This window comes from Taklimakanibacter deserti, from assembly GCA_003574785.1.
Genome location: QORU01000011.1, coordinates 96,828 through 116,390 on the forward strand (window position 1 = coordinate 96,828; position 19,563 = coordinate 116,390).

A 19,563-nucleotide genomic window follows, 5' to 3' on the forward strand; every position below is an offset into this window, starting at 1 on the left:
GCCATGCAGGATTTCGCCTATGAACGTGCCTTGACCTTACCCAAGGCGATCGCCGCTCTGGCGCACAAGGGCGCCGTGCCGCTCGCCGGCGGCACCGAGCTCGTCAACTGGCTGAAGGAAGGCATCGCAGCCCCTCGCCGCCTTGTCGATATCGGCGGCCTTGCCGGCCTCGACCGCATTGCAGCCGATGCCAAGGGCCTCACGCTCGGCGCCCTCGCCCGCATGAGCGATGCCGCCGGCCACGCCGCGGTGAGGCGCGATTATCCGGCGATCGCCGAAGCTCTCGTCAAGAGCGCCTCGCCCCAACTCCGCAACATGGCGACTCTTGGCGGCAATCTGATGCAGCGCAACCGCTGCCCCTATTTTCGCGCCGAGGTCGAGCTCCCCTGCAACAAGCGCAAGGCCGGTAGCGGCTGCGCGGCGCTCGCCGGACAAGACCGCTTCGCCGCGATCTTCGGCTGGACCGAAGACTGTGTGGCACCCCACGCCTCCGACCTCGCCGTAGCGCTCGCCGCTCTCGACGCCACGATCCATGTCGAGGGGTTGCAGGGGACGCGCAGCATCGCTTTTGCCGATTTCTACGGGACCACGGGCGAGACGGCGCTGCGTCACGGAGAGTTGATCACCGCCATTCATGTGCCGGCCTCGGAAACGGCGCGACATTCGCATTATCTCAAAATCCGGGAACGCCGATCCTATGAATTCGCGCTCGTTTCGGTCGCCGCCGGCCTCGTCGTCGAGAATGGCCATATCCGTGAGGTGCGCCTGGCGCTGGGCGGCGTCGCGCCAAAACCCTGGCGCCTTCGCCGGGCGGAGAAGGCTTTGGCAGGTGTCGCGCTTACCGACGACGAGGCCTTGCGGCGGGCTTTGGCCGGCGATTTCGCCGCTGCCCGGCCCGGCCGCCACAATGGCTTCAAGACGGAACTTGCTCTCAGGGCGGCCATCAAGGCGATCAGGATCGCGGGAGAGAAATCATGAAAGGCGCAATCGGAGAAGCTCTGAGCCGGCGTGACGGTCCGGCCAAGGTGACGGGCCGCGCGCTCTACGCCGCCGACACGCCCGTGGCCGGTGTCGCGCATGCGGTGATCGTCGGATCGACGCGTCCCAAGGCCCGCATCATCGCCATCGATACGCGCAGCGCTGCCGCGGCACCGGGCGTGATCCATATCTTCACCCATGAGAACGCGCCCAAACTCGCCCCCGTCAATGTCGTCCTGGCCGATGCCAATTTGCCGCCATTGCAGGACGATCGCGTCCTCTATGAAGGCCAGCCGGTGGCGCTGGTGGTCGCCGAGACACTGGAACAGGCGACGGAAGCGGCGAGGCTTGTCCATGTCGCCTATCGCGACGAGCCCTTCGATACCGACTTCCAGGCCGGTGCGGAGCTTGCCGAGCCGGTGACGCAGTTCTTCGGCCTGCCGCTCGATACGGCCTGGGGCGATGTCGGGGCGGCCTGGGACAAGGCCGACGCCAAAATCGAAAGCACCTACGTAACTTCCGACCGCCATCACAATGCGATCGAGCCCGTGGCGACTATGGCGGACTGGCGCGACGGTGAGCTCGTTCTCCATGATGCCGTTCAGGGCGTGTCGGAGCAGCGCCAGGTGCTGGCGCAAGCCTTTGGCATGGCGCCCGAGAAGATCCGCGTCCGGCAGGGTTTCGTCGGCGGCGGCTTTGGCGGCAAGATCTGGGGCGCGCCGCACACGCTTCTCGCCGCCATGGCGGCGCGCGCGCTCGAACGGCCGGTGAAGCTGGTGCTGACAAGGGCGCAATCCTACACCGCCCATGGCTATCAGCCGGCGACGCGCCAGACCGTGGCGCTCTCCGCCACGGCCGACGGCACGCTCACCAGCCTTCGCCATGACACGATCGCGGCCGGTGCTCATATCGGCGAATATATCGAGGCCGCCGGCTGGGACACTTACGCGCTTTATGCGACGCCTAATTTCAAGATCAGTCATCGCCGGCGCAAGCTCGACCGCCTGAGCCCCGCGGCCATGCGCTCGCCCTTTGGCGGCGTCGGTTTCGTCGCCGTCGAGATCGCCATGGACGAGCTTGCCTATGAGCTGGGCCAGGATCCGCTTGACCTGCGGCTCAGGAATTATGCCAAGGCCGATCCGGCCGATGGCCGGCCCTTTTCCTCGAACAAGCTCCGCGAATGCTATGAGGAAGGCGCAAGGCGTTTCGGCTGGGCAAAGCGCAGCATGGCACCGAAGTCCATGCGCGATGGAAGCGAGCTCGTGGGCTATGGCATGGCGAGTGCCGCCTTGCGCGCCTTCCGCTTTCCGTCCAACGCGCGGGTGAGTATCGATCGCCAGGGTCATGTGCTGGTCGAGACCGCTGCCCATGATGTCGGTCAGGGCCTCAGCACCATCCTGCCCCAGATCGCGGCGAGCGTGCTCGATGTGCCCGTCGCATCCGTCAGCCTGGCGATCGGCGATACCGCGTTGCCCGCCGCTTCGTTCAATGGCGCATCCTCGAACACCATGAGCGTGGGCTCGGCGGTCGAGGACGCGGCGGAGAAGCTGAAGACCCTTCTCACGCAAGCCGGCGCCAATGGGCCCGACGGCTATGCGGGCGCGCTGGCCGCCTTGGGTGGGGAGCGCTTGAGCGCCGACGGCGCCTGGGTGCCGGAAGCGGATCCTGCAGCGCCCACCGTCTTCAGCTTCGGCGCGATCTTCGCCGAAGTGCGTATCGATCCCGATATCCCGATACCGCGCGTCACCCGGGCGCTCGGCGTCTATAATGCCGGACGCATCCTCAATCCGAGGACCGCCAGGAGCCAGATGACCGGCGGCATCATCTGGGGCATCGGCCAGGCGCTGCTCGAGCGCTCGGAGATGGACACGCGCCTCGGGCGCTTCCTGTCGAAGAATCTCTCAGGCTACCTCGTGCCGGTGAATGCCGATGTAAGCGGGATCGATGCGCATTTCGTCGATGATTTCGATCCCCATGCGAGCCCCTTGGGGGCGCGCGGCATTGGCGAGCTCGGCGCCATTGGCATCGGCGCCGCCATCGCCAATGCCGTCTTCCATGCGACCGGCGTGCGCGTGCGCGAGATGCCGATCAGGCCGGAGCATCTGATGGACAAGATGTGATATCAGGGGGCGCTGTGGCCCTTGAGGCTTTCACCGAGAATTCCCAGGGCGATGCCGAGCAGCGCCACGTCCTTGATCAGGAATTGCCCCATCGGATTGAGCCAGGGAAATCCGCCCGTGCCCGCTTCCCAGATCGGGACCGCCAGCATCACGGTCGAGGTCACAAAGAAATGTGAGGCTCGCCAGCGCGCCGCCGACGATGCCGGCGCGCCGCGACCAGGGTGAAAGGGCAAGCAAAGCCGCGGTCGCAAGCTCGACGACGCCAAGCAGATAGGAGGCGCCGGCTTCGCCCAGCACCGGATACATCCAGGCGAGCCACGGCGTTCCGCCGATGATTGGCTTCAAACCGTCGATCTCGATTTGCGTGAACTTCAGTCCCCCGATCAGCAAGAGCACCAGTATGACGCCGATGAGCGCAATCCATCGGCCGCCATCGATCAGCCAGTCCGCAGTGAGGCGAGAAGCATCGCGGCTGGTGCGTGAGTCCGCAGATCGTGTCATGGGAATTCTCCTATCAACTGCACAAACAATGAAACCGTCCGCTCAGGGCGGCGCGGCGTTCCTTGCGACCGCTGTCAGGCTCTTTCCGCCCGCAGAGCCGCAAGCTCGACCGGGCAATTGTCCTGCGGACAGCGGCTGACGTCGCACAGCCGGCAAATGCGATCGCAGGTCTGCCGGTCGGGCGTCAGCGCCGCCAGCATCACATTGAGCATCCGTGCCAGTTCGCCGCGTTCCCGCTTGGAGAGCGGCGCCAAGGCGCGCGCCAGCACGGCACGCCGAGCCGCAAGGACCGCTTTGGCTTGCTTGCGTCCGGCATCGGTCAGCACGACCGCGCGCGACCGCCCGTCCTCCAATTCGGCGCGACGCTCCACGAGCTTGTCCGCCTGCAAGCCATCGACCAGCCGGGTCGCCCCCGCCGCCGAGAGTCCCAGGGTGCGGCGCAAGGCATCGACCGACTCGCCCGGATAGGCCAAGGCCGTGGCCAATGCCGCACAGGCACTGATACCGCGCCCTGAGGCTGTTTCGAGATCGACGCGCAGGGCATCGCCGAGGGCGATCACCAGCGCGCCGACCAGGTTGCCGGTCCGTCCGTCGTCGCTCATTCCATATTATTGCTTGAGTCAATCAATTAATCAACCCTCATGAGCTATGTTCTGCCCGCCTCCTGCCTGATCCATTTGACGAAGGCCTGGATCCGGCTGTCCTTGAACCGGTCGGCACGGCACAGGAGCCAGAAGCTGTTGGGATCGGCGAGCCTGGTCGAGGACAGACGCACCAGGCGGCCGGAGGCGATATCGGCTTCGACGAGGACATGCGGAGCGAGTGCCACGCCGCGGCCGGCGACCGCCGCTTCGACGGCAAGCTGGGTGGTGTTGAAGACGGGACCGTCGAGCGCCTTGCGCCTGTCGGCATCGAGCGCGATCCCTGCGGCGCTGAGCCAGTCCGTCCAGTCCGGTACATGCGGCAACCGGCCCGTCGGCGATCGTGCCCGCGGCGGCGCGGTGCGCAGGAGCGACTGCCGCTTAAGACGATCGGGCAAGCCTGGCGCGATGTCCTTGGCGATATCGGGCCGGCAGACCGCGATGATCTCGACCTTGGGCCACAGCCGCTCGGCATATAGGCCTTTCGCCGCCGTGCCGGGGCCATAACGAAGCGCGATGTCGACCGCGCGGTCGCGCTTGAAATCGACCAGCACCTCGTCGGAAACAATCCTGAGGCCGATCTGCGGATGCCGGCTCTGGAAGCCATGGAGGCGCGGCGCCAGCCATTTCGAAGCGAGCGAGGGGACGACGCTCACGCTGAGCGCCCGCGCTTCCTTCGCCCGTCCCTCGCGCATGAGCCGTTCGAGACTGTTTTCGAGGCCGGCGAAGAGCTTCTGCACGTCGCGCGCCAGAACTTTTCCCGTGGGCGTGAGGCGCAAGCCGCGATGCAGACGCTCGAACAGGCTGGCGCCGAGATGGGTTTCGAGCCGCCGGATCTGATGGCTGATCGCAGTCGGCGTGAGGGTGAGTTCCTGCGCCGCCGCCTTGAAGCTGCCGAGCCGCGAGGCGGCCTCGAAGGCCCGGAGCGCCGTCCAGGGAAGGCCTGCGATATGCTTTTGCCCGACCATGCTCTTTCAGATGAATTATATTCATCCGAAGATCAAGAGATGTCATTTGTCCGCCGCCGGGCCGCCGGTTAAGTGAGGATGACTACCTCCAACCGCAGGAGAGACCCTTGGCCCAGGACGCCGTCATCCCCGCCGCCAAACGGCACTTCACTTTCCTCAGCGCCAGCGCCCGGCGCGACGGCAACAGCGAGTGGCTCGCCCGCAAGGCGGCCGAATATCTAAGTCCCGGCACCGCGCAGCAATGGCTGCATCTGGCGGATCTGCCGCTGGCGCCCTTCGAGGACATCCGTCATTCGATCGGTGTCTATCCCGAGCCCCAGGGCAATGAGCGGACCCTCTTCGAGGCGACGCTTGCCGCGACCGATCTCGTCTTCATTGTCCCGCTCTATTGGTACAGCGTGCCCGCCAGCGCCAAGCTCTATCTCGACTACTGGAGCGGCTGGCTGCGCGTGCCGGGTGCCGACTTCAAGGCGCGCATGGCGGGCAGGACACTGTGGGGCGTCTCCGCCATATCCGATGAGGATCAGTCGCGCGCCGACCCGCTCGTCGGCACGCTCGCCATCACCGCCGACTATATGAAGATGAATTTCGGCGGCGTCCTCCTGGGCTATGGCAATCGCCCTGGCGATGTCACGGCCGACAAGGCGGCGATCGAGAAGGCGCGCACATTCTTCATCGGCCCTCGGACTGCTTCAGGCGGACGTGACGGTCTCACGGCTCCTGCCGGTGCTGAGGGCCCGACGCCTCTTTGATCGGACCGTTTTCGGTAAAAACCATGCCCGCCGGATAGGAGCTGGCCTTGGCCCCCGGCACCACCTCTTCGCATGTGGTGAAGCTGCTGCTCGACCAGGGCGAAAAGAAAGGCAGCTTGGTCTGCGACTGCGATTGGCGGGTGCGCGTCTCGACCTCCACCATGGTGCGCGCCTCCTGCGCGCTCGTCGCCCAGACGAAGCAGGTCTCCTTGACCGTGCTCGCCGCCCATTCGTCGCGGTCGCGCATCGGGCCTGAGGGCTCCAGCCGGTAGAGATGAAGCTCGGTCTTTCGCGGATTCGTCGTCTTCGGCATGGCATTGGCTTTCTTGGTTGCCTGCCTGGAATCAAGAGCGGCTTGCGGCGAAAGTTCCCATCAAGTTCCATGCCCTTGGATGGAACCGAATGAACAGTTGCGCGTTGGAAGTCCGCCCTTATGGGAGAGGGCGTTCATGCAAACGATAACCAAAAGTGACCTGCTGACGATCATCGAGGATGTTGGCTTCGGTAGCGCTGTCGTTGGGGGAGCCGACCGGAACGGCATCATTGTCGATGGCTATCTCAATCTCACCTCCATCGCCGAGCGCCTGGACAAGCTCGTCGAAAAGCGCTTGCGCCAGGAGATCCTACGCAATGAGCAAGCGCATTAGCGCATGGTGCGAAAGGTGATGGAATAACGCTGGGCCTCGACGGCGGGGATACTATGCTCCCATTGGCTCCGGGCCTCGCCCGTCATCATATAGAGCGACCTTGGCTCGGCCGTAAGCGTAAAGCGCTCCCATGAGCTTCCCGCTTGGCGGCGGAAGCGGAACTTGCATTCCGACTTGAGCGACAGGCCGAAGACCTCGTCGAAATGCGGCTTGTCGCGATGCCAGCCGATCCCCACCCCTTCATCATATTCGGTGGCGAGGACTTGCCGGATGGGGCCGCTCGCCGGACCGGCGAAGGCTTCGACCCTGGCGATGAAAGGCGCAAGCCATTCCGGAATATCTTCGGCCTTGTGCAGCTTGCGCTCGCCATAGTCATAGCGCCAGCCGAAGGAGGCGACCCGGCGCTTGCCCTCATAGGCGCCGAACTGGAAGGGCACGAGCGGCAGCTCGCGGACATGTGCGATGAGCCCCTCCTCTTCGGCGGAGGAGATGAAGTCCGGCTGATAACGCAACCCTGACGGGCCACCGAGCGTCGGTGGAAAGAGGCTTAAGGTTTCAGTCATTGTGTCGAAGCACCAGGCCCTTATGTGGGAAGCCATGAGCCCGGATGAAAGATGTGAGTCGCCTTCTCAGTCCGGCAAAGCGGCGATGGCAACGAGCTCGATTACGAGATCCGGCTGCGCCAGGGCAGCGACGCCGATCACCTCTGACGGGGGCGGATTGTTGTAGCTGCAGTGCTTCGGGCAATGTTCCGCGAAAAATTCATCCATCACATCGAGACGGAAATTGGGTGAGCTGAGAACGCCGCCATCGGGAAACGGCCCTTTGACATAGAATGTCAGCTTGATCAGATGCTCGAGCGAGCTGCCGACTTCCTCCAGATCCGCCTTGATGTTCGCAAGTATCGCGCGCCATTGCATGACCGGGTCGCCGACAGCGCCGCCGCGCCGGGTCGAGGGATCGTAATCCTCCGTGGTGGCCGTATTGCCGGAAAGGAAGACATATCCTTTGGCACCGCTGACCACCGTGGCTTTGCCCCATGGCATCAAGCGATCGCCTTTGAACTTCCTGTATGTCGTGAGGATCATCTTTGTCTCCAGGGCAAGGGGAAATTTCACCATGCGTCACGAAAACGGTTCGCGACGCCTTTGGTTCATATGAGCGTGATCGCCAAAGCAACAATGAGGAGGCCGAGGGCGATGCCGGCAAACACGGCATCCCGCCGGCCGAGGCGAGGTGCGGCAAGAATGGTCCGCGCCTGCCCTGCGCCCAGTCCGCGCGCTTCCATGGCGATCGCCGCACGCCCGGCGCGGCGGATCGCATAGGCGAGGAGCGGAATGAACAAGGTGACGAGCTCTTGAGGATAGATGAAGGCGGAGGGCGGCTTGCCGCGTTTCATGGCGCGGGCGATGCGGATCTGCCTGAGCTCGCTTGCGAGGTCGGGCACGAGCTGCAAGGCCGAGAACAGCGAATAGCCGATGCGTGGCGACAGCTTCCAGTCCGCCATCAGCGCCTTGATGAAATGGCCGGGATCGGTGGTGAGCACGAAGACCGCCGATATCATGCCGCAGGCGATCGCGCGTAGAAATAGTACGATCCCCGCCGAGAAGGCCTGCGAGGCGAACGGCGATTGCTCCGCCGCATGGAGGGCAAAATCGCTATCCACCCGGAACAGCACGCTCGTCGTCAGGAAGCCGAAGCCGAACAGCGCGAAGGGCACCATCAAGCCTAGAACCAGGAGCGGTGGCTTTCCTTCGAGCACGATGAGCGCCGCGACGCAGAGCAGGATGGCGGCGAGCTGGAACCAGGCATCGAACATCAGGATGGCCATCACGATCCACAGAAGGCAGATCACGAGCTTGGGCAAGGGATGGAGTGTGCTCAGCATGGCGCATGCTGCCTGAGCCAGTGGAGCGCCGGCGCGATCGCGGGCGGGGCGAGTCCGGCCTGCGCCAGGAGATCCGGATCGCTCAGGTGATCGGCGGTTGTGCCATCGGCGATGATGCGGCCATGAGCGAGGATGACCGAGCGCGGGCAGAGTCTCAAGGCCAAATCCATGTCATGGGTGATGATGGCAACCGCATGGCCCGCTTGCGCCAGCCGCTCGATCAGCCTGACGACCATTTTGGCGCCCTTGGCATCGAGGCCCGCCGTCGGCTCATCGAGGACGAAGAGCGGCCATTGGCCCGCCGCGGTCAATGACGCGAGCGACAGGCGCCGCTTCTGGCCTTGCGACAATTCGAAGGGATGCTGATGCCGCAAAGAGGCGAGGTCGAACTCATGGAGAAGCTGGTCCACGCGCTGCTCCGTCCGGTCGAGGCCGCGCGGCAAAGCCGCCGCGATCTCGTCGCCGACCGACCCTGAGATGAACTGGTTCTCCGGATTCTGGAAGGCGATGCCCGCAGGCCTGCCCTCGCGCCTGCCGGCCTTGAGCTTCAACAGGCCGGCGAGGCTCGCGCCCAGCGTCGATTTTCCCGCGCCATTGGCGCCCAATATGCCGAGGATTTCGCCAGCCTGGATGGCGAGCGAGATATCATCGAGCACAGTCGGTCCGTAAAGCGGCGCGCAATCGGCATGGACCAGCCGTGCCACCCTTTCACCCGCCGGTGCCAATGCGTTTCGCGCCACATGCTGCGCGACGAAGGTCTTGACCACCGGCATGGCCTTCTCGGCATCGACGCCGTCGAGCGCCGCCTTCAAGGTGAGCGGCGGGGCCTTTGGCGCAAGTCCGGCCTTCTCCAGCTCGCCGTCGAGGGCTACGGCCAGCGGCAACCAGACGCCAAGCTCCTCGAGCCGCGTGCGATGCGTCCGGAACACCGAAGCCGGTGGACCTTGGGCCAGGATCCGGCCCGATGCATCCAATATGACGACACGGTCGAGCGAGGTGATGAGCCCGTCGAGCCGGTGATCGACCAGGAATACGCTGCGCTCCTCGTGCCGGTCCATCAGGAGGCGATGCAGGCGCGCCGCCACAGCCGGCGCCAGATGCGCCGTTGGCTCGTCCGCCACGAAGATCGGCGCTTCCTGCGCGAAGCAGGCGGCGAGCGCCACCAGTTGCTTCTCGCCGCCCGATAGAGTCGCCGAGCGGCGCCCCAGCCAATGCTCCGGCAGGTCGACGAGCCGCAAGGCTGCCCTCACGCGCGTGGCGATCTCATTCTCCGGAACCCCGCGATTTTCGAGCGCGAAGGCGATCTCGTCCTCGACGCGCATGCCGCACAAGGTCTCTTCCGCATTCTGGAAGAACCGCGCGATCTCCGACGCCCAACCGGCCGGCGCGCGCGTCGCGACATCCTCGTCACCGAGCCGGATATCTCCCTGGCGTTCGGCCGGGATCGTCTGCGGCACGAGTCCATTGAGCGTGTTGAGCAGCGTCGACTTGCCGGAGCCTGAGCTGCCGAGGAGCAGAAGTCGCTCGCCGCGCTTCAGATCGAAACTGACGGGACCGACGGCATCGCGTTGCGCGTAAGGATACCGAACAACCACGTTTCGCCACGACGCGGCGACCTCGTTAGGCGCGCTGCAGCCTTCGGTCATGGTCGATCGTGAGGCCGTTGAGGACACCGGTGCGATAGAGCGCCTCGACGATCACATGGCCGAGGAGCCCGCCGAGAAGCGCGCCGCTCAGGCAGCGCAAGGCGAACATGGCGATGAGGAGTCCGGGCGCCAGCGCGCCGTAGTTGAAGAGGACCCAGGTATAGACGAAGGAGAAGATCGCCGCCCCGATACCCGCCGCCATCAGCACCGGCAGGCGGTAGTTGCGCCAGCCTGTCGCTGCGAAGACGACCTCGGCGCCGGCCCCCTGGATGAAGCCCGAGAGCAGCAGCATGAGGCCGGCCGGGCTGCCGAGCAGGATCTCGGTCGCCGCCGCCAGCATTTCTGAGATGATGGCGACGCCGGGCTTCCTGATGATGGCGGCGGCGATGATCGAGACGATGAACCAGAAGCCCATCACCACATCCATGGTGACGGCGCCGAAGATCGCCTGGGCGATGAGCCAGACCTGCACCCAGCCGAGATAGAGCACGCCGAAGACCGCGCCGAGCACGGCGACGATCAGGATTTCACGCAAGGACCAATGGAAGCGGCTGTTCATGGCATACCTCACACTTTAGCGCTGGGGCTGTTGGCGGAGACGGTGAGATCGAGCGTCACATGGCCTTCTGGCGCCCCGAAGCGCAGGAACGCCTCGGCAAGCGTGGCGAAGACGGGACCGGCATCGCCCTTGAGCCTGGTGCAGAAATTCTTCGGCCGGTCGAACACGCCCGAGTTTTTCAGGAAATCGATGCAGCCATAGATCTCGTCCATATGGTGGCCGACACCGAGCGGATAAAGCGAGAACTGGGCCGCGATCGCCTGGCCCGTCCACGGCGCCGCGGCAACGGCTTCGCGCGCCGCATCGATGCGGTCTGAGAGCGGCAAGGCCGAGCTCATATCGTTTTGCGGCGTGCAGATCGGATCGTCGGGCTCGCCCGGACAGCCGCGCGACACGGTCGCCGACAGCACGCAATGCGCGCCGGTTTGCGCCGCGGCGACGAAGAGGTCGCGCATCGCCGGAAAGAGCTGTTCCGGCGGACCTACGATCAGTGTGGAGACATCGTCGGTCTCGATGCGGAAATGCGGCCGATAGGGGTCGAGCGCCTTGATGGCGCCGAGGATGATGCCGATGAAATCATCGGACATGGGATAGAGGGAAATCTGTGCGCCGGAAAACATCGTCACCTCGCTCCGCTGGTATTATCCAGATCAGCTTGAGGGTCCGCGAACATGTCGTCCGCATCTCAGCCCCGGCGTTACGGAGCACCCCTGTGGAATGACGCCTTTTAGTCCCGATCGCTTCTCTTACGCAAGCCGGAAATGCATGAGCTATGCGATATGCTGGAGTGCGCCGGCCGCATCGAGACGCCTGATGTCGCCCGGCCTGACCGGAACACCCCTATGCGCCGAGGCGATGGCGGCGAAGGCCAGAGCGAGGCTCGCGAGATTGCCACGCCCCCCGTTCAGCGGCTCGCGTCCGTCCTCGATGGCGCAAATGAGCTCAGCCATCGCGCCATGGAAGCCGTCATTGAACCAGCTCCCCGTGAGGCTGGGCGCGGCGACCCCGGCTTCGGTGTAGAGCTCGACCTTCTGCTCGCCGAGATTGGGCCCGACGCTCAGAAGGCTGCCCTTCGTGCCGGCGACATAGGTGCGGTCCTGCGGCCCGTAAGGTGTTGCGCCATCGAAGATGAGCGAGGCCTGGCCCTTGTCGAACTGGACCAGAGCCGAGGCCAGGAGCGGCGGCTTGACCTCTTGCCCCGCCGCCTGTCCGCGCAAGGCGAAGACCGAGCGCGCGCCATCGCCGATCAGGCTCGCGAGGAAGTCGAACCAGTGGATGGCGAAATCATAGAAGACGAGATCGTCGATCGCCTCGAAGGGCGTTCCCTTGATCCAGCCATGGTTCCAGTGGATGGCCACATGGCAGGAGATGAGATCGCCGATGAGGCCGGCGCGCACGGCTTCCCGCATATAGGAGAGATGCGGCGCCCAGCGGCCATTCTGGTTGACGGCGAGCTTGACGCCCTCATCGTCGGCGAGCCGGACCAGGCGCCAGCCCTGGTCGAGATCGAGCACGAAAGGCTTCTGCGACAGCACATGCTTTCCCGCACCGAGCGCTGATTCGATCATGCCATAGCGCTCGCGCGGATGGGTGGTGATGTCGACGATGTCGATATCGGGCCGCCTGAGGATTTGGGCGAAATCGCTCGTCGCCTCGGCTTCGGGAAAATACTGATCGCGCCGCGCCTCGGCCTTGCTGAGCGTGCGGTTGCAGATGACGCGGACATCGAGTCCCGCTTTGCGATAGGCATCGAGATGGGCGAAGGAGATGCCGCCGGCCCCGATGAGCGCAATCCCCGGCCTGTAGCTCCTCGCGCGCGGCGGCCGATAGGGAAGCTCCGGCGCCGCGACGATTTTCACGGGCGCGGTTGCCAGCGCATAGGCGTCTTCGCTGGGGGTTTCGCTCATGGCAGGAGCGCCACGGTGCGTTTCTCGCGCGCCGAGAGCACGGCGCTGTCGGTGATCTGCTGGCCGATGCGGGACAAAGCCGGCGACAAAGGTCCGGTGACTTCCCTGTCATTGGCGATGCAGTCGAGCATATATTCGATCGGCGCCCGCCGGCCCGCCGGCAGCACGTCCGCCGCGACCGCCCGATGCGCCGGCTGCTCGCGCGTCTGGATGGTGACGATGGGCTCGTAGTCATAGCTCGACAGCGTGCCGTTGGTCCCCATCACGACGAAGCCGCATTTGGGCTGCGGCTGCTGCGTCCAGGGATCGGAGAAGGTGCCCCAGCGCGTCTCGAATTTCGACAGGCCGCGCACATAGCGGCAGACGGTGACCGAATGCTGGTCGACCTCGATGCCGGGCGTCTCGTCGACGACGCTGGTGACCTCGATCGGCTGGTCGCCATCGAGGAACCAGGTGCCGAGCGTCACGCCATAGCCCAGATAATCGAGCAGGCTGCCGCCGCCCGAGGCGCGCTTGTACCACCACGACTCTGGCTTCGCCGCCTCCACCTCTTCGGCCGTCACCTCGACCTTGTCGGCGAGGTGATAGAGCGGCCCGCGATTGCCGTCATAGTAATGCACCTCGACGACACTGCCGATGGCGCCCTCATCGATCAGCCGCTTGGTGGTGACATGGCACGGATACCAGGCGAGCGGCCAGTTGATGGCAAGCTTCCGTCCGGCCGCTTTCATCGCCTGGATCATGCGGTCGGCTTCCGCGATCGAGGCCGCGAAGGGCTTCTCCACCAGCACATGGACCTTGTGCTTCGCCACCCTTTCGACGTGATCGGCATGCGCCGCGGTCGCAGCACAGATGACGGCGAGATCGGGATTGCTCTTCTCGAGACACTCGTCGAGATCGGTGAACACCCGGTCGTCGGGGATGTTGAAATTGGCGATCGCCGATGCCATGCGCCCGGGCGTCGGGTCATAGATGCCGGCGATCTCCGCATCGGGATGGTTGAACACTTCTCTCAACAGGTCGCCCATATGCATATGGTCGAAATTGATTCCCGCCACGCGCCATCTGGTCATATCGTCCTCCCTTCCCCTCATTCTGCACGCCAGACGGCGCAGACTCAAATCTCCGGAATCTTCCCAAGCTCCTCCATGAAGCGGCTGAATTCTCCGGAATTCATGGCAACCAGATGCTTCTCCGCCGGGAAGGCGCCGCTTCCGACGTCATGCGCATATTCGCGGAAAGCCGATACCCGCTCTTGCTGCAGGCGCCGGTTCTCGCCGAGGAAGTCGCGATAGACCTTGGAATGACGCGGATAATGTCCGTCATGGCTGCCGAGCACATCCATGGCGAAGAGATATTGCGCGTCGCATTTCCCGCCGGCGCCCATCGATATCATGAGCAGCCGGGTGCGCCGCGAGATCGCTTCCGCCACGTCGGGCGGCACCACCTCGATCTCGGCGGCGAAGGCACCCGCTTCTTCGAGCGCCTTGGTCTGCCGCCACACTTCCAAGGCCTGTTCACAGCTCTTGCCCACTGCCCGGAATCCGCCTGTCCAGGTGCGCCGCGACGGGATGAGGCCGACATGGCCGACGACCGGAATGCCCTCATCGCGCAGCCGCCTGACGATGGCGAGGCTCGCCCCGCAATAGACCGCATTGGCGCCGAGCTTGAGGAACCGGAAGGCGGCGCGCAGATAGTCTTCCTCGGTCACATAGAGTCCGGGCTCGAGGCCGGCGACGGCAAAGGGTGTCGGACACACAGCGCGAAACCTCGGCTGCTCGATGATCTCGGGCGGCACTGAAAGCATGTCGATGCCGGCGAGGCTTGCCGCTTCCGCTTCATCGAGCGATTCGACCCTGAGCTTGCTGAGCTGCCGCTTGCCCTTGAGCGCAAGGAGATCGGCGACGGTGGCCTGTGCGGATTTCATGAGGTCCTTCCTAGGCGGCGAGCAGGGATTTGAGCCGATAGGACGGTTCGGCAAGGACTTGCGGATCCGGCCGGCACTGCCTCGCGATGAGCAGCTCGGCGATCTTGATGTCCTTGGCGATCGCGCCCACAGGCCCTATTGCGCTGGCGGCGACGAGCTTTCCCGTGGCGTCGAGATGGAAATTGAGCACCGCATCCGGCACGGCGCGCGCGATCGTCGTCGCACCGCTGTCGGGCAGACCGGCAATCTGCAGGCAGATTTCATATTGATCCGACCAGAACCACGGCACCGCCGTCTGGCTCAACTGCTGGTCCAGCATGTTGCGGGCCGCGAGCGCCCCTTGCTCCAGCGCATTGCGCCAGGATTCGAGCCTGAGGCGCCGGCCGCCGAACAGCGGATGCGTCGCGGCGGCGCAATCTCCCGCGGCGAAGATCATCTCATCGCTGGTGCGAAGGCAGGCATCGGTCGCGATCCCATTGTCGATCGCGAGGCCCGCCTGCTCGGCAAGCGCAATATCGGGACGAGCGCCGACGCCGGCGATCACGATGTCGCCGGCGATCGTTTCACCAGTCGATAATGTCACCTTGCCGTCCAGACCGATCTTCTCGACCGCGACACCGAAATGGAAGACGACGCCGGCGGCGCGATGCCTGGCCTCGACGATGGCGGCGATGTCGGCCGGCACGTTCCGCGACAGGAGCCGTGGCGCAAGCTCGATCACGGTGACAAAGGCGCCGCGCTGCACGGCGCTTGCCGCAAGCTCGAGGCCGATGAAGCCGCCGCCGATGATGGTCACGCGACTGCCTTTCGTGAGATCCGCGCGCAACCGCAGCGCATCCCCATGATGGCGCAAGGTGAGCGCCGCCGCGCCGCCCGGGACGGTGAGCGGCCGGGCTTGCGCCCCGGTCGCGAGCAGCAGCCGGTGATAGGGAACGGTCGCACCGTCATCGAGACGGATCGTGCGATCTGTCCGCTCGATGGCGACCGCGCGGCGCGACCGGCGATGGTCGATCGCCAGCTCTTGGAAGCGCGCCGCATCCGCATTGCACTGGCAGGCCTCCGGACCATCATCGGTCAGGAAGGTTTTCGACAGAGGCGGGCGTTCATAGGGCGCATGCTCTTCCGCGCCGATGAGCGTGATGGCGCCCGTCCAGCCCTGCTCGCGCAAGGCGACCGCGGCCCTGCCGCCGCATTCCCCTGCCCCGATGATGACCATGCCGCGATCCGACACGTTCAAGTCTCAGCCGAGCTTGATGAAGAGCCGGCCGCCATCGACCTTCACCGGATAGGTGGCGAGATCGACGCAGACCGGCGCGCCCTTGGCCTTGCCGGTGGTGTAGTCGAAGCGGCCATTGTGCTTCGGGCATTCGATGATCGTGCCCATCACCAGCCCGCCTGAAAGATGCACTTTCTCATGCGTGCACAGACCGTCGGTGGCGAAGTAGCGGTCGTCCTCGGTGCGGTAGACGGCGAAGGTGCGCCCGTCATGATCGAAGCGGACGACATCCTCCGGGTCAATGTCCTCGGCGCTGCCAGCATCGATCCATTGATCTCCCATGATGAATGTCACTCCGCAGGTCTCAGCACGGTGCCGAAATTATAGGGAACGGACTTGGCGCCGGACGGCAATTGCCGCACCACGTGATATTGGGGCTCGCGGATCTGCCGCAGGATGGTGGGGATGATCTCGCGATAGGCGGCGATGGTGCTCGGATAAGGTGCCGGGCAATCGTCTTTGATCGCGTCGTGCAATTTGGGCAGCGCATGATAGGGCACCATCGGGAACATGTGATGCTCGACATGGTAGTTCATGTTCCAATAGAGGAAGCGGAACAGCGGGTTCATATAGACGGTGCGCGTATTGAGCCGATGGTCGAGCACGTCCTCGGCAAGGCCCGCATGCTGGGTCAGGCCGAAGAAGATGGTCATGAAGCCGCCATAGAAGGTCGGAAGCCCGACCAGCATTGCCGGCAGGAGGCTTCCCATCCACAAACAGGCCGCGATGACGGCGGCAAAGATGGCGAGATAGATGCGCGCCACGAGAGTGACCTTCCAGCGCTCCATCTCGGGGATGAAGGTTTGCTCCTCGGCGGTGAGGCGCCCCGCCGCATGGATGAACAGATGCCGGATGGTGCGCAGGCTGCTCTTGATGGCGAAGACATTGAGCAGGAGCCCCGTCACGTCGGGCGGGCGCGGCACGGCGATCTCCGGATCGCGCCCGACGATGATCGTGTCGGTGTGATGGCGCGTATGGCTCCAGCGCCACACCGTCGGCTCGCGCAGGATCATGAAGCTCGCAATGTGATAGACGACGTCGTTCATCCAGCGCGTCTTGAAGGCCGTGCCATGTCCAGCCTCATGCCAGCGGCTGTCGCTCGATGAGCCATAGAGGACGCCATAGACAAGGAAGAACGGCACGGCCCACCAGCTGCCCCAGAAATAAACGCCCCCGGCCGCGGACGAAAGCAAAGCCGCAAACCATATCACCGTGTCGCGCAAAGCCGGTCCGTCGGACCGCTTCATCAATTCCTTGAGCGCCTTGCGCGGGATCGGACAGGCATACCATTCGGCCGCCGACAGGCCGTTTTCCTCAGCCAGTGCCGAATCCCTGCCGATCAGGCTGTAATCGCGTGCTGAGGGTGTCATCGGCACCTCATTCACCCTTGTGGTCCGCCCCCGGACCCGCTCTATGACATCATTTTGATGCGTCATTTTGAGGATAGCATTCGAATTGGGCAGGTTCAAGGGACATTACGACCAATCAGCCCGGATAAAACCTCATTTTGAGGTTTTTCTTGACCATTGTCCTATCACCCCGCTAGCTTCAGCGAATCGAAAGGACCGCCTTGGCCAAAGAGCGACCCAAGCTGGATGAGATTGCCCGCGCCGCCCGCGTCTCCAAGGCGACGGTCGACCGGGTGGTCAACCAGCGTCCGGGCGTCCAGGACCATACCCGCGCCCATGTGCTTGCCGTGATGGCCGAGCTTTCGGGTGAGAAATCGGCGCTCGCCGCGATCAGGAAGGTCAGTCTCGATTTCGTCCTTCCCGGCGGCAGCAATGCTTTCATCTCCGATCTTGCCCGGCATATCGAGAAGCAGGTCGGCGCGCGCGGCGATGTCGACATCCAGATCCATCGCCTGGGCGGCATCGAGCCGGAAGAGATCGCCGCCCGGCTCGCCAATCTGCGCACCGTGTGCCAGGGCGTCGGGCTGATCGGCCTCGACAGTCCGGCGGTGCGCGAGGCGGTGCGCAAGCTCATCGCGCAAGGCACCGTGGTGATGACGCTCGTCTCCGACATCAGCCATGTCGGGCGCGTGAATTATGTCGGCATCGACAACCGCGCCGCCGGACGGCTCGCCGGCTATCTCATTGGCCGTTTCGTTGCGGGCTCCGCCGGCAAGGTGGCGATGCTCGCCGGCGCCCTCGCCTATCGCGGCCATGAGGAGCGCGAGATGGGCTTCCGTCACATATTGCAGGAGAATTTCCCGCAATTGCGCATCGTCGCGGCGCGCGAGGTGCGCGAGGATGCGAACCGCGCCTATCGCGAGACGCGCTCCCTTCTCGATGAGCATCCCGACCTCAGCGCCATCTATTGCATCGGCGCCGGCCAGGACGGCATTGCCCGCGCCTTGATCGAACGCCAGCGCGACAAGTCCGTCGTCTTCGTCGGCCACGATTTGACCGAGGACACGCGCCAATATCTCCTGACCGGCGTCATGGATGTGGCGATCGACCAGAACGCCCGTGTCGAGGCGCGCGAGGTCGTCGACCGCCTCGTTCGCGCGGTGCGCGGCGAAGATGATATTTCCACCGCCACGATCCGCATACAATCGGTCTTCCGCGAAAACATCCCCAATGAAAGCTGAGCGCATGGACACTATGAGCACCGAGGGGATCTCCCTCGCCTTCCGGCCCGAGAGCGGCATCATCGACGATCTCGTGATCAATTGCGAAGGAGCGAAGGATTTGCGGCCCCTGCATCGCGCCCCCTGGGTCCGCTCCGGCGAAGCCCTGCCCGATGGTGTGGCGCCCGTCGAAAGCCGCCTTGCCGGTGATTTCTTCTGCGCGCCTTTCGGCCGGACGAAGGCCGACATTCCGATCCATGGCTGGGCCGCCAATGGCACATGGGAAAAGGCCGGCAGCGACCGCGCAGGTGACGGCGCCGTCACCACGACATATGCTTTGCGCGAGGCGGTCGAAGGCGCGCGCCTCGTCAAGCATCTGACGCTCTGCCCCCATCACCCGATCGTCTATCAAAGCCATGTCTTCGAGGGCGGCGCCGGCGCCATTCCCGTGGCGCATCACGCCATGATCCATGTGCCGGGCGGCGCGCGCTTGAGCTTTTCACGCAAAGCCTCGGGCTTCACGCTCGGCAAGGCGCTCGAGACCGATCCGAAGCGCGGCCGCTCGGTGCTTCTCTATCCGCAGCGCTTCGCGTCCCTGGCCAAGGTCAAGCGCGCCGATGGCGGCATCAGCGATGCGAGCCTCTATCCCTTCGATCAGGGACATGAGGACTTCATCATCATGAGTGAAAGGCCGGGCACGAAGCTCGGCTGGTCGGCGGCGCTCGCCAAGGCCGATGGCTTTCTGTTCTTCGCGCTCAAGGATGCGACCGTCCTGCCGCATACGGCCCTGTGGATGAGCAATGGCGGACGCAACTACGCGCCATGGAACGGCCGCCACCGGGCGGTGATCGGCATCGAGGAGGCATCGCTCGACCACCATCTGATCGAGGATCCCGAGGACGGGCTTGCGGGCGTGGCGCTCGGCAAGGGCAAGGTCACGGTCCGCTATGCGCTGGGCGCCATCCCGGTGCCGGCGAACTGGACCGCGGTCAGCGACATCGCTCTTGGCAATGGCGAGATCACCCTCACCGATGCGAGCGGCGACACACGCAAGGTGCCCTTCCTCGCCGGCTTCCTCTGACGCGCCTTGACTCGCGCTTCCGCTTCCTCCTACCATCATCAAAATGATGCGGCTCAAATAGCATTTTGAGTTCATGGCCGGGCTTGACCCGGCCACCCAAAAG

At 64.7% G+C, this 19,563-nt stretch carries 22 protein-coding genes, 1 pseudogene and 1 riboswitch; of the genes and pseudogenes, 6 read left to right on the top strand and 17 right to left on the bottom strand.

The features are described 5' to 3' along the window. The first annotated feature begins 3 nt into the window (after positions 1 to 3). A complete protein-coding gene (locus DS839_RS22815) occupies positions 4 to 978 on the top strand; it encodes an FAD binding domain-containing protein (protein WP_119272796.1) in 975 nt (324 codons plus the stop codon). Further along, entirely contained in the window at positions 975 to 3,098 is a 2,124-nt protein-coding gene (locus tag DS839_RS22820; protein WP_119272797.1) for a xanthine dehydrogenase family protein molybdopterin-binding subunit, read from the top strand. Before DS839_RS22815 ends, DS839_RS22820 begins: the two co-directional genes overlap by 4 nt. Before the next feature lie 2 nt (positions 3,099 to 3,100). Here DS839_RS22820 and DS839_RS36995 read toward each other — a convergent pair whose 3' ends face one another. The 4 genes and pseudogenes from DS839_RS36995 to DS839_RS22835 all read right to left on the bottom strand — a co-directional run bounded on the left by DS839_RS36995 (position 3,101) and on the right by DS839_RS22835 (position 5,208). Next, the gene (locus DS839_RS36995; RefSeq protein ID WP_368911872.1) at positions 3,101 to 3,247 is read right to left on the bottom strand and encodes a DUF417 family protein; all 147 of its coding nucleotides are present in this window, start codon (positions 3,245 to 3,247) and stop codon (positions 3,101 to 3,103) included. A 73-nt stretch (positions 3,248 to 3,320) separates the two neighbouring features. Continuing rightward, a pseudogene (locus DS839_RS37000) lies at positions 3,321 to 3,599 on the bottom strand (DUF417 family protein); the annotation flags it as partial. Positions 3,600 to 3,673: 74 nt separating this feature from the next. Beyond that, positions 3,674 to 4,201 (bottom strand): MarR family winged helix-turn-helix transcriptional regulator, encoded by a 528-nt coding sequence (locus DS839_RS22830; RefSeq protein WP_119272798.1) that lies wholly within the window; start codon positions 4,199 to 4,201, stop codon positions 3,674 to 3,676. A 44-nt stretch (positions 4,202 to 4,245) separates the two neighbouring features. Beyond that, positions 4,246 to 5,208, bottom strand: a complete 963-nt coding sequence (locus tag DS839_RS22835; protein ID WP_119272799.1) for a LysR substrate-binding domain-containing protein — start codon at positions 5,206 to 5,208, stop codon at positions 4,246 to 4,248. A 107-nt stretch (positions 5,209 to 5,315) separates the two neighbouring features. Here DS839_RS22835 and DS839_RS22840 point away from each other — a divergent pair, with 107 nt between their 5' ends. After that, on the top strand, positions 5,316 to 5,960 hold the full coding sequence (locus tag DS839_RS22840; protein WP_368911845.1) for a flavodoxin family protein: 645 nt from the start codon (positions 5,316 to 5,318) through the stop codon (positions 5,958 to 5,960). On the opposite strand, the gene DS839_RS22845 is transcribed toward DS839_RS22840, so the two are convergent. After that, positions 5,920 to 6,273, bottom strand: coding sequence for a hypothetical protein (locus tag DS839_RS22845; RefSeq protein WP_119272800.1), 354 nt, complete (start codon positions 6,271 to 6,273; stop codon positions 5,920 to 5,922). The two genes, DS839_RS22840 and DS839_RS22845, sit on opposite strands and share 41 nt — an antisense overlap. 136 nt (positions 6,274 to 6,409) lie before the next feature. Here DS839_RS22845 and DS839_RS22850 point away from each other — a divergent pair, with 136 nt between their 5' ends. Further along, a complete protein-coding gene (locus DS839_RS22850; RefSeq protein ID WP_119272801.1) occupies positions 6,410 to 6,607 on the top strand; it encodes a hypothetical protein in 198 nt (65 codons plus the stop codon). On the opposite strand, the gene DS839_RS22855 is transcribed toward DS839_RS22850, so the two are convergent. The 12 genes from DS839_RS22855 to DS839_RS22910 form a co-directional block, all read right to left on the bottom strand. Then, entirely contained in the window at positions 6,604 to 7,170 is a 567-nt protein-coding gene (locus DS839_RS22855; RefSeq protein WP_119272969.1) for an alpha-ketoglutarate-dependent dioxygenase AlkB, read from the bottom strand. The two genes, DS839_RS22850 and DS839_RS22855, sit on opposite strands and share 4 nt — an antisense overlap. Before the next feature lie 66 nt (positions 7,171 to 7,236). Then, positions 7,237 to 7,695: a RidA family protein gene (locus tag DS839_RS22860; RefSeq protein WP_119272802.1), complete on the bottom strand. Its 459-nt coding sequence runs from the start codon at positions 7,693 to 7,695 to the stop codon at positions 7,237 to 7,239. Between the two features lie 65 nt (positions 7,696 to 7,760). Then, positions 7,761 to 8,495 (bottom strand): energy-coupling factor transporter transmembrane component T family protein, encoded by a 735-nt coding sequence (locus tag DS839_RS22865; RefSeq protein ID WP_119272803.1) that lies wholly within the window; start codon positions 8,493 to 8,495, stop codon positions 7,761 to 7,763. Beyond that, a complete protein-coding gene (locus tag DS839_RS22870) occupies positions 8,489 to 10,090 on the bottom strand; it encodes an ABC transporter ATP-binding protein (RefSeq protein ID WP_162918740.1) in 1,602 nt (533 codons plus the stop codon). Before DS839_RS22870 ends, DS839_RS22865 begins: the two co-directional genes overlap by 7 nt. Positions 10,091 to 10,115: 25 nt before the next feature. Continuing rightward, complete coding sequence (locus tag DS839_RS22875; RefSeq protein ID WP_119272805.1) at positions 10,116 to 10,700, bottom strand: ECF transporter S component; 585 nt, start codon at positions 10,698 to 10,700, stop codon at positions 10,116 to 10,118. Between the two features lie 8 nt (positions 10,701 to 10,708). Continuing rightward, entirely contained in the window at positions 10,709 to 11,320 is a 612-nt protein-coding gene (locus DS839_RS22880) for a YkoF family thiamine/hydroxymethylpyrimidine-binding protein (RefSeq protein WP_119272806.1), read from the bottom strand. Continuing rightward, a riboswitch (TPP riboswitch) is annotated at positions 11,311 to 11,422 on the bottom strand. Its footprint overlaps the gene before it by 10 nt. 48 nt (positions 11,423 to 11,470) lie before the next feature. Then, on the bottom strand, positions 11,471 to 12,607 hold the full coding sequence (locus DS839_RS22885; RefSeq protein WP_119272807.1) for a Gfo/Idh/MocA family protein: 1,137 nt from the start codon (positions 12,605 to 12,607) through the stop codon (positions 11,471 to 11,473). Beyond that, a complete protein-coding gene (locus DS839_RS22890) occupies positions 12,604 to 13,680 on the bottom strand; it encodes a Gfo/Idh/MocA family protein (protein ID WP_119272808.1) in 1,077 nt (358 codons plus the stop codon). Before DS839_RS22890 ends, DS839_RS22885 begins: the two co-directional genes overlap by 4 nt. A 44-nt stretch (positions 13,681 to 13,724) precedes the next feature. Continuing rightward, positions 13,725 to 14,534 carry a 3-methyl-2-oxobutanoate hydroxymethyltransferase gene (locus DS839_RS22895; protein ID WP_119272809.1) on the bottom strand — a complete coding sequence of 270 codons (810 nt, stop codon included), beginning with the start codon at positions 14,532 to 14,534 and terminating at the stop codon, positions 13,725 to 13,727. A gap of 10 nt (positions 14,535 to 14,544) precedes the next feature. Beyond that, entirely contained in the window at positions 14,545 to 15,765 is a 1,221-nt protein-coding gene (locus tag DS839_RS22900) for an NAD(P)/FAD-dependent oxidoreductase (protein WP_368911846.1), read from the bottom strand. Positions 15,766 to 15,774: 9 nt separating this feature from the next. Continuing rightward, positions 15,775 to 16,092 (bottom strand): MocE family 2Fe-2S type ferredoxin, encoded by a 318-nt coding sequence (locus DS839_RS22905; RefSeq protein ID WP_119272971.1) that lies wholly within the window; start codon positions 16,090 to 16,092, stop codon positions 15,775 to 15,777. Between the two features lie 8 nt (positions 16,093 to 16,100). Then, the gene (locus DS839_RS22910) at positions 16,101 to 17,180 is read right to left on the bottom strand and encodes a fatty acid desaturase family protein (protein ID WP_119272810.1); all 1,080 of its coding nucleotides are present in this window, start codon (positions 17,178 to 17,180) and stop codon (positions 16,101 to 16,103) included. Between the two features lie 200 nt (positions 17,181 to 17,380). Here DS839_RS22910 and DS839_RS22915 point away from each other — a divergent pair, with 200 nt between their 5' ends. Then, positions 17,381 to 18,400: a LacI family DNA-binding transcriptional regulator gene (locus tag DS839_RS22915; protein WP_368911847.1), complete on the top strand. Its 1,020-nt coding sequence runs from the start codon at positions 17,381 to 17,383 to the stop codon at positions 18,398 to 18,400. 4 nt (positions 18,401 to 18,404) lie between these two features. After that, complete coding sequence (locus tag DS839_RS22920; RefSeq protein WP_119272811.1) at positions 18,405 to 19,460, top strand: hypothetical protein; 1,056 nt, start codon at positions 18,405 to 18,407, stop codon at positions 19,458 to 19,460. Positions 19,461 to 19,563 lie beyond the last annotated feature (103 nt).